Origin of the sequence: Vreelandella salicampi, assembly GCF_013415105.1 — a bacterium.
In the GTDB taxonomy this organism is placed as follows: Bacteria; Pseudomonadota; Gammaproteobacteria; order Pseudomonadales; family Halomonadaceae; genus Vreelandella; species Vreelandella salicampi.
In genome coordinates, this window is record NZ_JACCDF010000015.1 from 1 (window position 1) to 13279 (window position 13279).

Annotated in this window: 10 protein-coding genes and 1 pseudogene; 9 read left to right on the forward strand and 2 right to left on the reverse strand. The window is 52.3% G+C overall.

Annotated elements, in window-relative coordinates; genetic code table 11:
• From HZS81_RS18105 to HZS81_RS15070, 8 genes and pseudogenes are all read left to right on the forward strand, one after another.
• Window positions 1-121, forward strand: a pseudogene (locus HZS81_RS18105) (IS5/IS1182 family transposase); the annotation flags it as partial.
• Between the two features lie 356 nt (window positions 122-477).
• Entirely contained in the window at window positions 478-1575 is a 1098-nt protein-coding gene (locus tag HZS81_RS15040) for an ABC transporter ATP-binding protein (protein WP_179931335.1), read from the forward strand.
• Window positions 1568-2665, forward strand: coding sequence for an ABC transporter ATP-binding protein (locus tag HZS81_RS15045; RefSeq protein WP_179931336.1), 1098 nt, complete (start codon window positions 1568-1570; stop codon window positions 2663-2665). Before HZS81_RS15040 ends, HZS81_RS15045 begins: the two co-directional genes overlap by 8 nt.
• On the forward strand, window positions 2662-3549 hold the full coding sequence (locus HZS81_RS15050) for a carbohydrate ABC transporter permease (RefSeq protein ID WP_179931337.1): 888 nt from the start codon (window positions 2662-2664) through the stop codon (window positions 3547-3549). The genes HZS81_RS15045 and HZS81_RS15050 overlap by 4 nt, the downstream gene beginning before the upstream one ends.
• 1 nt (window position 3550) lies before the next feature.
• Window positions 3551-4447 (forward strand): carbohydrate ABC transporter permease, encoded by an 897-nt coding sequence (locus tag HZS81_RS15055; protein WP_179931338.1) that lies wholly within the window; start codon window positions 3551-3553, stop codon window positions 4445-4447.
• Between the two features lie 15 nt (window positions 4448-4462).
• Window positions 4463-4735: a DUF2160 domain-containing protein gene (locus HZS81_RS15060; protein WP_179931339.1), complete on the forward strand. Its 273-nt coding sequence runs from the start codon at window positions 4463-4465 to the stop codon at window positions 4733-4735.
• Window positions 4736-4867: 132 nt separating this feature from the next.
• Window positions 4868-6634 carry an ABC transporter substrate-binding protein gene (locus HZS81_RS15065; RefSeq protein ID WP_179931340.1) on the forward strand — a complete coding sequence of 589 codons (1767 nt, stop codon included), beginning with the start codon at window positions 4868-4870 and terminating at the stop codon, window positions 6632-6634.
• Between the two features lie 202 nt (window positions 6635-6836).
• Window positions 6837-8489 (forward strand): glycerol-3-phosphate dehydrogenase/oxidase, encoded by a 1653-nt coding sequence (locus HZS81_RS15070; RefSeq protein ID WP_179931341.1) that lies wholly within the window; start codon window positions 6837-6839, stop codon window positions 8487-8489.
• 61 nt (window positions 8490-8550) lie between these two features.
• Here HZS81_RS15070 and glpK read toward each other — a convergent pair whose 3' ends face one another.
• On the reverse strand, window positions 8551-10035 hold the full coding sequence (gene glpK, locus HZS81_RS15075; RefSeq protein ID WP_179931342.1) for a glycerol kinase GlpK: 1485 nt from the start codon (window positions 10033-10035) through the stop codon (window positions 8551-8553).
• Between the two features lie 166 nt (window positions 10036-10201).
• Window positions 10202-10960, reverse strand: coding sequence for a DeoR/GlpR family transcriptional regulator (locus HZS81_RS15080; RefSeq protein WP_179931343.1), 759 nt, complete (start codon window positions 10958-10960; stop codon window positions 10202-10204).
• A 522-nt stretch (window positions 10961-11482) separates the two neighbouring features.
• On the opposite strand from HZS81_RS15080, the gene HZS81_RS15085 reads away from it, so the two are divergent.
• Entirely contained in the window at window positions 11483-13132 is a 1650-nt protein-coding gene (locus HZS81_RS15085; protein ID WP_179931344.1) for a methyl-accepting chemotaxis protein, read from the forward strand.
• Window positions 13133-13279: the final 147 nt, after the last annotated feature.

Genomic DNA, 13279 nt, shown 5'->3' on the forward strand with positions numbered 1-13279 from the left:
GCTTAAAGAATGTCGCCGCATCGCCACACGCTATGAAAAGCTGGCAAGTAGCTTTAAGGCGATGGTATGCGTGGCGTGCATCGACCGTTGCTTGCGAGCCAACTTTTCGTACAAAACCTAGGGCCCTAAATCCTGAAATGTGCGTCGAAGTCTCCGAAAAACAATTTTTCATTTGCGAACTTCTAAAACGAAAAAATCATTCCAAAACGCCTGTACCCTTCGTTTTTCTTCCACACGCATTCTCAACGGCTTGAAACCGTCGAAAAAAGAGATGGTTACGGCCTACTCGCCTCTTCTTACTACCCGGCTATTGCCCTTTCTACGCCTAAAAGCGAATGAAAATGAACTGAAAGAAGCATTGTCAGTTCGAAAGTGCTCAGCTAGCCTTTCGTTTGTGAAAACGAAAAACTTGACCCTTATTATCAATCAAGCCGCTACACCCAGACTACCAATAACAACGACGCTAGCGAGAAAGGCATGTCCTTACACCTGCAAAACATCGATCATATCGTCGGTGGCGAAACCCATATAAGCGGTATTGACCTGGAGCTAGAACCGGGCTCCTTCAACATCTTGCTGGGACGAACACTAGCGGGTAAAACCACCTTGATGCGCCTAATGGCCGGCCTTGAGCCGCCTACTCGCGGACGTATCAAAATGGATGGCAAAGACGTAACCGGCGTATCGGTGCGTAAACGCAACGTTTCGATGGTCTATCAGCAATTTATCAACTACCCAAGCCTGAGTGTCTATAACAATATCGCCTCCCCTCTCAAGCTGGCCAAAGCATCCAAGCAGGAAATCGACAAGCGGGTACACGAAACCGCCGCCATGCTGGGCATTGACCACTTGCTGGACCGCTTACCGCTGGAGCTTTCAGGTGGGCAGCAGCAGCGTACCGCCATGGGGCGTGCATTGGTTAAGGATGCCGAGCTGATCCTGTTTGACGAGCCATTGGTCAATCTCGACTACAAGCTGCGTGAAGCTTTGCGCGATGAACTGAGCGATTTGTTCAAAGCGCGTAACTGCATCGCAGTATACGCCACCACCGAGCCTAATGAAGCCTTGGCGTTGGGGGGCAACACCGCCGTACTGCATGAAGGTAAGCTGCTGCAGTATGGCCCAACCGAGCAGGTCTATCGCGAGCCCAACGGCATCCTCAGCGCTGAAATGTTTTCTGAGCCCCCGATCAATATCGTGCCGGGGCGCCTTACTGCTAACGAAATCACCTTTGATCAGGATATCCACTTCTCTTGTGACGAGGCCCTCCGCAATCTGCCTGCCGGGGAATATCGCTTTGGTGTTCGTGCTTCTCACGTCAGCCTGAAACCCCATGCGGCAGACGACCTTGAACTGGAGGTTGAGGTAGAAGTCGCTGAAATCAGCGGCTCGGAAACCTTCCTGCACGTGCGTCATAGTCTGTTTCCTCTCGTGCTCCACCTAACCGGCATTCATACCCCGAAAGTTGACCAACGTATCAAGGTCTACTTCCCCACCCACAAGCTGTTTGTCTTCGACCAGCAGGGCAATGTCGTCCATACACCAGAAACACGGGGAGGGGCTCACCATGGCTGAGATCGTATTGAAACGTCTGGCGCACACCTACAGCGCCAATCCGCAATCACCTGAAGATTATGCGATTCGCCAGATGGAGCACGTATGGCATCAGGGCGGTGCTTATGCCCTGCTGGGACCATCGGGCTGTGGCAAGTCGACGCTATTGAACATTATATCCGGGCTACTCGAACCATCCGAAGGCGATGTGCTGTTTGATGGCCAGCGTGTCAACGAGCTGCCGCCAGAAGAGCGTAATATTGCCCAGGTTTTCCAGTTCCCGGTGATCTACGACACCATGACGGTGTTCGACAATCTTGCCTTTCCCTTGCGCAACATCAACGTTCCTCATCACCGCATCACACCGAAAGTAGAGGAAGTCGCGGATATTCTGGAATTGACCCCATTGCTCAAGCGTAAAGCTAAGGGGCTGACGGCAGATGAGAAGCAGAAGGTTTCCATGGGACGCGGTCTGGTCCGCGATGATGTCTCGGCCATTCTGTTCGACGAGCCGCTGACGGTCATCGACCCTCAACTCAAGTGGAAGTTACGCCGCAAACTCAAGGAGATTCACCAGCGTTTCAACATCACCATGATCTACGTCACCCACGACCAGCTGGAGGCGTCGACCTTTGCCGATAAAATTGCGGTGATGTACGACGGTCAGGTGGTGCAATTCGGCACCCCTCAGGAATTATTCGAAACCCCTGCCCACACCTTTGTTGGCTACTTTATCGGCAGCCCCGGCATGAACTTTCTCAACGTGCGTCACCACGCCGGTGAGATCATGTTTGGTGAAATGTCACTCCCCATGCCGACACGCTTTGTCGAAGCCATCGCCAATACCGACAGCGCCAACGTGAAGATCGGGATTCGCCCCGAGTTTGTCTCTGTGCATGCCGACAAACGTGATGATGCCCTGCCGGCACGAAAGTGTCAGGTGCAAGATCTGGGCACGTATTCGATTGTCACGTTTGAACTGGGTGGCCAGACATTCAAGGCACGGTTGGCAGAGGGCCACCCCGATTTTGGAGACGACATTCATGTCACGTTCGACCCTGATCAGTTAGGGCTTTTCGTGGACGATTACCGGGTGGAGGTCCAAGCATGAACAATAAAGTCTATAACAATCGCGCCTGGCTTCTTGTTCTGCCGATGCTGGTGCTGGTGGCTTTTTCGGCCATCATCCCGCTGATGACGGTGGTGAACTATTCAGTTCAGGATGTGCTGGGTCCGCATGCGAGCTTCTTTACCGGCACCGAGTGGTTTCGCACCATGCTGAACGACCCGGCATTGCAAACCGCGTTTGGTCGTCAGATTCTTTTTTCACTGACGATCCTGGCCATCCAGATACCTCTGGGGATCGGGATTGCACTGATCATGCCGAAACAAGGCTGGCAGGCATCTGCCGTGCTGATCCTGATTACCCTGCCTCTGCTGATTCCATGGAACGTGGTCGGCAGCATCTGGCAGATTTTCACCCGGGGCGATATCGGGCTGATGGGCTGGAGCCTGCGTGAGATCGGCATTGAATACAACATTACCCGTAACGCCGGTGATGCTTGGTTCACGATCATCCTCATGGACGTATGGCACTGGACACCGCTGGTGGCGATGCTCTGCTACAGCGGTTTGCGCTCAATCCCCGAAGCCTATTATCAGGCGGCTCGCATTGACCGCGCTTCAAAATGGGCGGTATTCCGCTACATTCAGCTTCCCAAGCTGACTAACGTACTGGTGATTGCTGTACTCCTTCGCTTCATGCACTCCTTCATGATCTACGCCGAGCCCTTCGTACTAACCGGCGGTGGCCCGGGGAGTTCAACCACGTTTCTCAGTCAGTCGCTGGCGACCATGGCCATCGGCCAGCAGGATCTGGGGCCTTCTGCCGCGTTCTCGATCATCTACTTCCTCGTCATTCTGCTGGTGAGCTGGGTCTTCTATACCACCATCATGCATATGCAGAAAGACAAGACCCCACAGGGAGGCGCGTGAGATGTCTTACCAAATTGAAAACACTCAGCAGGGTGAAAAATACAACACTATTTTTAGCAAGGTTCCGGCAGCAACTCGACGCAAGCGCAATACACGCTCCCGGCTAAGAAAGCGGCTTTTGCTCGGCACCTATATTGTGCTGTTGATGCTGCCCATCTACTGGCTACTTAACATGTCGCTGCAGACCAACAGCGAGATCCTCGGGTCGATGACGCTATGGCCTAAGAACCTGACCTTCGATAACTATATCGGCATCTTCAGCAACCCAAGCTGGTACATGGGGTACGTCAACTCCATTACGTATGTGTTGATGAATATGCTGATCACCATGCTGGTGGCACTGCCTGCCGCCTATGCCTTTAGCCGTTACAAGTTCATCGGCGATAAGCACCTGTTCTTTTGGTTGCTGACCAACCTGATGGCTCCGCCTGCGGTGTTCCTGCTGCCCTACTTTCAACTTTATTACTCTGTCGGGCTGTTCGACACCCACATAGCGGTGGCCCTTGCGCACTGTCTGTTCAATATTCCGCTAGCCATCTGGATTCTGGAAGGCTTCATGAGCAGCGTGCCTAAGGAAATTGATGAAACGGCTTATATCGACGGCTACAGCTTTCCCAAGTTCTTCGTCAAGATATTCATTCCCATGATCAGCTCGGGCATTGGCGTGGTGCTGTTCTTCTTGTTCATGTTCTCCTGGGTTGAACTGCTGCTGGCACGCACGCTGACATCCACGGATGCCCAACCGATTGGCATGATCATGACACGAACCTCGACCGCTTCCGGTATCGACTGGGGCACGCTGGCGGCAGCCGGCATGCTGACCATTGTCCCGGGCATCTTGGTCGTTTACTTCGTACGCAATCATATTGCCAAGGGCTTTGCTCTGGGCCGCACCTGAGTAGGAGAAAATCTCATGTCCTGGATGGTATGGACGTTACCCACGGCCATTTTCTTTTCTTCCATTGCGGCCATGCTCGCTGGCATGACGGTGTGGGAAATCTATTCTCCCACCGTAGAAAGAAAAGGCTTTTTACCCATCTCGACCACCCGCGGTGATCGTCTGTTCGTCAGCCTGCTATCCGCTGCGTTCATTCATCTGGGGGTGGTCGGCTTTACCTCTTTATCGATTCTGGTGGCGTCTGCCATCTCGGTTTTATGGCTGCTCGTTTTGATGCGCTGGGGCTAATTCGCTTTCTTCGTCATTACGGACAGCTCAACAGTTCAGGAAAACCCATAACGGCAAGGATGCCGCGTAGTACCAACGCCAGTCTTGATTAGAGACTCGGTTGCTAACTCCTCAACGCACAACGAGGTCATCATGCGACACAATAATTTCAACAAGCACGTCAATATCGGCGGTTTCAAACTCACCACCCTGGCGGCGAGTTTGATGCTAGCTTCTGGTTCGCTATATGCCGACAACCACGACGCTCGTGCCATCGCTGAACGGCTGGTCGATGAGCACTTCCAGAATTCGACGCTGACCCGTGAAGAACAGATCGAAGAGCTTGTGTGGTTTGCTGAAGCCGCTGAGCCCTTCGAGGGTATGGATATCCAAACCGTCGCTGAAGGTTTGACCACTCACGTTTATGAAAGCGAAGTGCTGGCAGAAGCGTTTAGTGAGCTAACCGGCATCAATATCACCCATAACATCATCGGTGAAGGCGATGTAGTCGACACCATGCAAAACCAGATGCAGTCAGGTAACAGCATCTATGACGGTTTTGTGAATGATACCGATGCCATTGGTACGCACATTCGCTATGGCACTACCATCAACCTGAGTAATGCCATGGAAAACGAGTGGGCAGACTATACCCTGCCGACGCTGGACCTGGATGACTTTATTGGCCTGCAGTACGGTACAGGCCCGGACGGAAGCCTTTACCAACTTCCCACCCAACAGTTCGCCAACCTCTACTGGTTTCGCTATGACTGGTTCCAGCGCGAAGATTTCCAGGAACAGTTCCGCGACATCTACGGCTATGACCTTGGCGTGCCCACCAACTGGACCGCTTACCAAGATATTGCTGAATTCTTCAGCGAGCACGTTGGAGAAATTGACGGCACCACTGTCTATGGGCATATGGATTACGGCCGTCGCGACCCATCACTGGGTTGGCGCTTCCACGACTCCTGGCTTTCCATGGCGGGCATGGGTAGCCCCGGCGTCCCCTCCGGCAACCCGGTTGACGATTGGGGCATTCGGGTAAACGAAGATAGCCAGCCGGTCGGTGCCAGCGTCAGCCGTGGCGGTGCCACCAACTCGCCTGCTTCAGTATTTGCCATGCAGAAAGCGGTTGACTGGTTGCGTGATTTCGCACCACCGGAAGCTCAGGGTATGACCTTTGGTGAAGCTGGGCCCGTACCGTCGCAAGGCCATATTGCCCAGCAGATCTTCTGGTATACCGCCTTTACCGCTGATATGACCGACCCCGCCGTTGCGGTGACCGATGATGAAGGAAACCCGCTATGGCGCATGGCGCCGTCTCCCACCGGCCCGTATTGGGAAGAAGGCATGAAGGTCGGCTATCAGGACGTAGGCGGCTGGACCTTCTTTGACTCTACACCGGAAGATCGTCGTACGGCGGCCTGGCTGTTTGCCCAGTTTACGGTCGCCAAGAGCACGTCGCTGGAAAAACTCATCACGGGTCTGACGCCCATTCGTGAATCTGACATCTTCTCGGATCAGATGACCGAAATGGCCCCCAAACTGGGTGGTCTGGTGGAATTCTACCGCAGCCCCAATGAATCCAACTGGACACCCACCGGTACCAACGTGCCTGACTACCCCCGCATGGCACCGCTGTGGTGGCAGAATCTGGCACCGGTCATGAGTGGTGACATGTCAGCACAAGAAGGTTTGGATAACCTCGCGGCGGATATGGACAACACCATGCACCGCCTGGCCCGTGCCAATGTGTTCGAAACCTACGCGCCCAATCTCAACGAAGAGCGTGATCCCGAGTATTGGCTGAATCAGGACGGGTCACCCAAGGCGCGACTCGACAACGAAATGCCACAGGGAGAGACCATTCCGTATGACGAAATGATGGAAGCATGGATGGCAGCAGGAACGCGCTGATTCCTGTATGGCGAACCCTTCGGGGTTCGCCAGTCACTTATCGCATGACGCTATTTTGTTTTTTTCTTTGCTTTGCTGTTCTCAAAGCGAGTTATTCCGCCCGAGAGCCGCCCTTTCAGCGCACGGTTGCTCGAACGGACACCTTTTGCCTCCGTTGGGCAAAAAATGAGGCTTTATCTATTCAGTAATGGGTCACTCACTTATGAAACTTCGCAATAGCAACCTTGATAAGCTAGCTAACGACGATTTCGACGTCCTGATTATCGGTGGCGGAATCAACGGTGCCTCAGCGGCCGCAGCGCTGGCGGGCAAAGGGGCCAAGGTAGGCCTGATTGACCGCGGTGACTTTGCTGGCAGTACCAGCATGCACTCCTCCAATTTGGTCTGGGGGGGTATCAAATACATGGAGAGTAAAGACTTTGCTCTGGTGCGCAAACTGTGCAAAAGCCGTAACCATCTGATTAAAAATTACCCCTCTACAGTGGAAGAGATTCGCTTTTTAACCACGATAGGCAAAGGGTTTCGCCATCGTCCCAGCTACTTGTACGCAGGTACCTGGCTTTACTGGCTGATGGGCAACGGGTTTACCCGCATTCCCAAGCTGTTTTCTCCTGAAGGCATTAAACACGCAGAACCCATTATTGATACCGACAAGGCTGTGGGAGGCTTTGAGTATTCAGACGCTTATCTCCACGATAATGACGCGAGATTTGTGTTTAATTTCATCCGTCACGCCCTAGATTATGGCGCCAGAGTCGCGAACTATGTGGAGTCCAATGGCGCCTCTTTCGAAAACGGCCGCTGGACGATTCAGGCACGCAACGTTATCGACGGCAATACCTTTCCGATTCGCGCCAAAGTGCTTGTTAACGCTGCCGGCCCCTGGGTGGATCAGCACAACAAGCTAACCGGACAAAAGACCGAGTACCAACACCTTTACTCCAAAGGCATTCACTTGATTGTGCCACAGCTCACCGATTCCAAACGCGTGCTGGCTTTTTTTGCTGACGACGGGCGTTTGTTCTTTGTTATTCCGATGGGTAATCGCACCTGTGTCGGTACCACAGACACGCACATGGATAACCCGGAGGTGGATGTTACACAAGACGATGTGGACTTTGTGCTGGAAAACATTAATAAGCGCCTAATGCTGGAAAAGCCACTCACCGCTGCAGACATCATCTCGACCCGCTGCGGCGTGCGTCCGTTGGCCATTAAGGCATCCAAGGGTAGTGATCGGGGGTTTCTGCAACTATCGCGTAAACATGTCGTAGACACTAATCCGGATAGTGCTCACATCAGCATTTTTGGCGGAAAGCTGACGGATTGCTTAAACGTTGGCGATGAGATTATCGACGAAGTGCAGCGTCTTGGCGTCGATATCCCCTTTCCTGACTACAAATGGTACGGCGAACCGCCTGAGGCGATGAGGCAAGAGTTCATGCAACAGGCCGATCGCATGGGTCTGGATGAAATGACACCTGTTACATCTTCCGAACCCCTCAGCAAGCGCCTTTGGCGACGCTATGCCGCGCAGGCACTGGATATGCTTGAACAGATTCGTGAAGACCCCAGCCAAGGAGAGCTTTTAATCGAGGGTACTGAGTACATTCGCTGCGAATTGCGTCAAGCACACCGTAGCGAAATGATCACCAAGCTAGACGACTTTCTCCGCCGTCGCGCCAAAATTTCCCTGGTAGTGCCGCATGAACAGCTTCAGCACTCGGAAGGTTTACGAGAAGCCTGCCGCATGTTATTTGGGGATGAAGCGGAAACACGCTTTAACGAGTATTTTGATACCGCTCAAGACATTACTCGCTTTACCCGGTACGCAACAACAAATGTCAGCGCATAAATATCCCCCAGGCAGTGCGGTGCTGCCTGGGGGATATCTATCTACTTAACTCATCAATACGCTAAGCTGAGCGTACACGCGCCACGGCATCCTGCCACCCCTGATAGAGGTGCTCTCGCGTGGCTTCATCCATACAAGGTACGAAGCTTTTTTCGCAGCGCCAGAGGCGCTCGATTTCATCGAGATCGGCGTACCAGCCCAGGCGTAAACCGGCTAAATAGGCTGCGCCAAGTGCCGTAGTCTCCAATATCGCCGGGCGGTCTACTTCTACCCCCAGCATGTCAGCCAAGAACTGCATAACCCAGTTATTCTTAACCATACCGCCATCAACACGCAGCTTTCCCGATTTAGCCGACATATCGTCGCTCATACAGCGTTCTAAATCACGCGTCTGGTAACATACCGCCTGAAGCCCTGCTGCCACGATTTCGGCAATGCCCGTATCACGCGTCAAACCCAAAATGGCACCCCGTGCTTTTGGGTCCCAGTGCGGAGCACCCAAACCGGTAAAGGCCGGCACCAAATAGACGCTGTGGCCACTGCGCGTTTCGCGGGCTAATGCTTCCGTCTCCGCCGCATCGGCAAACAAATTTAGCCCATCTCGTAGCCACTGCACCGTAGCACCGGCAACAAAGATACTTCCCTCGATGGCATAGGTCGGCTTGCCGTTTAGGCGATAGGCGATTGTTGTCAGCAGGCGATTACGAGACGTTGCGGGCTCATCGCCCGTATTGACGATCATAAAACATCCGGTACCGTACGTACTTTTCCCCATCCCTGGCGTAAAACATGCTTGCCCAAACAGCGCGGCCTGCTGGTCACCTGCCACACCAGCAATGGGCAACTCTGCCCCAAGCCAACTCGCATCAATAGTACCGAAATCATCGCTTGAGTCTTTTACCTCGGGCAGTAATGAAGCCGGTATATTAAACAGCGCGAGGAGCTCATCATCCCACTGCTGTGTATGAATATTAAACAGTGCCGTACGCGAGGCATTCGTCGCATCGGTGACGTGGCGCTTTCCATTAGTCAAACGCCAAATCAGAAAGCTATCGACGGTGCCAAAAGCAAGCTCACCGCGCTCAGCTCGCTCGCGTGCACCTTCCACATGGTCGAGTATCCAAGCCAGTTTGGTGGCAGAAAAATAGGGATCTATCAAAAGCCCCGTGTGGGCTTGCACCGTGTCGGTATGCCCCTCATCACGCAAGGTCTGACACAAATCGGAGGTGCGTCGATCTTGCCAAACAATTGCGTTATATAGGGGCTCATTGGTGACTCGATCCCACAAAACTGTCGTTTCGCGCTGATTGGTAATGCCAATACCATCTATCTGCTGGGCGCTGATATCGGCTTTCACCAATACCTCTCTGCAGGTTGATACAACGGAATCCCAGATGTCTTCGGGATTGTGTTCAATCCAGCCATCTTGAGGAAAATGCTGAGGAAACTCCTGCTGCGCCACTGCCGCTACTTGGCCTTGTCGATCAAACAGAATTGCGCGGGAACTGGTGGTACCTTGATCAATAGCGAGGATAAAGGAAGACATAATATATTCGCTTTGTTGTATGTTATTTTCGGATAAAGGCTAATTTTTCGTTTTATTATAATTCAAGGCTACTCTTGCCGCTTCATATGCTCAAGTGTGAAACCGCCGGCGTATCAAAACAGCGCTAAGCAGTACATGCCATTTAATCTGCCATGGAATAAACATCTCACGCTAAGTAAAGCGCCACGTCGTGTTGCGTTAGCAAACGCTGAATCGCCTCGGGTGGTTTCCGGTCGGTAAACAAGGCATCTAGCTGGGAAATATTGCCTTGACGCACCATTGGGTTACGGTGAAATTTGGAGTAATCAGCGGCGAGATAAACACGCCGCGAGTTAGCAATAATCGCTTGCGCGACTCGCACTTCTTGATAATCAAACTCCAAAAGCGACCCGTCTTCATCGATACCACTGATCCCGATGATGCTGTAATCCACTTTAAATTGATTAATAAAGTCAATGGTGGCTTCCCCAATGATACCGCCATCTCGCGAACGCACCTGTCCGCCGGCCACAATCACTGTAAAGTCTTCTTTATGCTGCAAAATCGCCGCAACGTTGAGGTTGTTCGTGATAATTTCTAAGCCTTGGTGGTCTAACAGTGCCTGTGCAATGACCTCGTTGCTGGTGCCGATATTGATAAATAGCGACGAGTGATCGGGAATATGCTGCGCCAAGCAATGGGCAATACGCTCTTTTTCTGCGAGATGCAGGGTCTTGCGCGTACTGTAAGCCGTGTTCACCGTGCTGGATTCGATGCCAGCGCCGCCATGCACGCGCCGCAAACGACCTTCGTTGGCGAGTGTGTTTAAATCACGACGCACCGTTTGTGGCGTTACGGCAAAATAGTCAGTGAGTTGCTCAATGCTCATATAGCCGTGCTGGCGCACCAGCTCGACAATCCCATCTTGGCGGTATTGCTGTTTCATGGTGGACCAGCCCGTTCGTTATGTATCTATTCGTATGGACATAGATTAGCAAAATTTTCGTAATTACATAGCGAAAACAGCTTGAAACATCATAAGCGAAACCATGGCGGTCTTTATTTTCCAGAGAGCTGGCGAGATGCCGTTTTTTGAGGAGTATGGTCGCTCACTGCGCTACTCTCATAGCGGCAAAGCCTTTCTTCGTAATTAAATGTAAAATCAATAAGTTAAGTAGAATTAACGACCTATTTTTCTTCTTTTTATGTACCAAAGCGTACCGACCGAATAAGCACGACAGTGCTACTTTTCGAGATGTCGTCGACGGGAAGTAGCGTGATATTGCCGAGGGCTACTCGCCGATGGCGCTTAGATAACGACGGCATTTTTCTATACTGAAAATTCATAAAAAACCGTTTAAAAAATAAGGCCCACAGAGGCCCATGGGCAAGGCTTACCTTCACGTCAAAGACGAGACAAAGCGTTATCCCCGCGCTTTTTGCTAATAACGAATGACAAGGCGAAAAAATGAAAAATATCCGCATTCAATATGCCTTAACCGGCGCGATGACCCTGTTAATCATTATGGTGCTCATTATTAGCGCTCTATCGATTAATGCATCCCGCAATAGCCAAGAAGATATTAATGAGCTATCGACTTTAAGCGCTGAGCAAGTGATGGCAGCCAACCGCATGGAAGTCAATTTGATGGAAATGCGCTTACGTATGGCACGTTTTGTTGAGCTGACCAATGATAATGAGCCGGGGGCCGATGAAGCGCTTGAGCAAGTGCGTCATAGCCTGACCCGCACGCAAGCACGCTTTGAGGCCTTTGATGCCCATAACATCACTGAGGATCAGCCCCGCTACCCTTATTACATGGCAGTGCGTGACAGTTATCACGCAATGATCACGGATGCCTTGGTGACCGGCATTGAGAATGGCGACGTACAACAAATGGCCGCCGACGAACAACGCTTGGAAGATAACGCCCGCGAATTGACCGGAGCCACACGTGACTTTGGCCGTTTTGCTAGCGACCGCGCCAGTGAAATGGAGACCAATGCAGAGGCCGCCAGCCAGCAAGTGATCTGGACCGCCACCGCCCTGCTGGTGGTGTCGCTAGTGTTATTTGTGGCGCTCCAGTTGGGTATGCGCCGTTTGATTGTTACACCATTAAGCCGGGCAATCGGCATTTGCGAGAACATTGCCCAAGGCGATTTGACCAGCCGCATCGATGATGAAGGCCGCAATGAAATCGGCAAGCTCTACCAGGCCATGCGACTCATGCAGAACAAGCTCACCGAGATGATGCTAACGCTGACACAAACCGGCGAGTTAGTGGCTAACAGCGCGCGTGAAATCGCCAGTGGCAGCGAAGATCTTGCTGCACGTACCGAAGAACAAGCCAGTGCCCTACAAGAGACAGCCTCTAGCATGGAGGAGATGTCTTCAACCGTTAACCAAAATAATCAAACGACCAGCTCGGCGCGCCAATTAACCGAAAGCGCTTCTCACAAAGCCAGCGATACTCGTAAAGAAGTCGATCAAACAACAGCATTAATGAACAGCATGGAGGAGCACTCTAAAAAGGTTCAGGAAATTGTCCAGGTCATTGAAAGCATTGCCTTTCAAACGAATATTCTGGCCCTGAACGCCTCGGTGGAAGCGGCGCGCGCGGGCGAGCATGGCCAAGGATTTGCTGTCGTCGCCAGCGAAGTACGTAAGCTCGCCACCAAAACATCTGAATCCTCCAGTGAAATTCGCCATATTATTGACGATATTGCGAGTCGCATAAAAGAAGGCGTTCGACAATCAGAATTAAGCGGCGAAGGCATGGATGAGACCGTCACAGCTGTCACGCAAGTCACCGATTTAATGCAGGAAATTGCGCTCGCCGTCAATGAGCAAAAAAGCGGCATTGAGCAAGTGAGCACCGCCATTACCCAAATGGATTCGGCCACACAACAAAACGTCTCCCTGGTCACCCAAACCAGCACGTCGGCGGCATCACTCCAGGATGAGGCTGACCGGCTCGCTGAGCTAATTGCCAGCTTCAAACTGCCCAACGAGCGCAAGGGCGCAGCGTTCTCGCCTGCCAACAAGACCGCGTCGCCTGCCAGCTTGCCCAGGGCAACTCACCGCTCCAACAGTGAGCTGGCATGGGAGTCGTTTTAACCGCCCGAGAAATGTTGCCCTTATGATGTAACTTAATGTGCCCGCCAAAAGCGGGCTCATTCATGAACCTTAGGGGTGGCTGAGCACTGACAAACTCGCTACCAAATGCAGACTTGTCTCACCCTGCTCGCCACCTTGCTGGTAAAG

Bases quoted from the DNA above. Each gene is read 5' to 3' on its own strand.
- glpK (WP_179931342.1), bottom strand. From the start codon at position 10,035: ATGTCTTCCTTTATCCTCGCTATTGATCAAGGTACCACCAGTTCCCGC.
- HZS81_RS15060 (WP_179931339.1), top strand. From the start codon at position 4,463: ATGTCCTGGATGGTATGGACGTTACCCACGGCCATTTTCTTTTCTTCC.
- HZS81_RS15045 (WP_179931336.1), top strand. From the start codon at position 1,568: ATGGCTGAGATCGTATTGAAACGTCTGGCGCACACCTACAGCGCCAAT.
- HZS81_RS15055 (WP_179931338.1), top strand. From the start codon at position 3,551: ATGTCTTACCAAATTGAAAACACTCAGCAGGGTGAAAAATACAACACT.
- HZS81_RS15040 (WP_179931335.1), top strand. From the start codon at position 478: ATGTCCTTACACCTGCAAAACATCGATCATATCGTCGGTGGCGAAACC.
- HZS81_RS15080 (WP_179931343.1), bottom strand. From the start codon at position 10,960: ATGAAACAGCAATACCGCCAAGATGGGATTGTCGAGCTGGTGCGCCAG.
- HZS81_RS15085 (WP_179931344.1), top strand. From the start codon at position 11,483: ATGAAAAATATCCGCATTCAATATGCCTTAACCGGCGCGATGACCCTG.
- HZS81_RS15070 (WP_179931341.1), top strand. From the start codon at position 6,837: ATGAAACTTCGCAATAGCAACCTTGATAAGCTAGCTAACGACGATTTC.
- HZS81_RS15050 (WP_179931337.1), top strand. From the start codon at position 2,662: ATGAACAATAAAGTCTATAACAATCGCGCCTGGCTTCTTGTTCTGCCG.
- HZS81_RS15065 (WP_179931340.1), top strand. From the start codon at position 4,868: ATGCGACACAATAATTTCAACAAGCACGTCAATATCGGCGGTTTCAAA.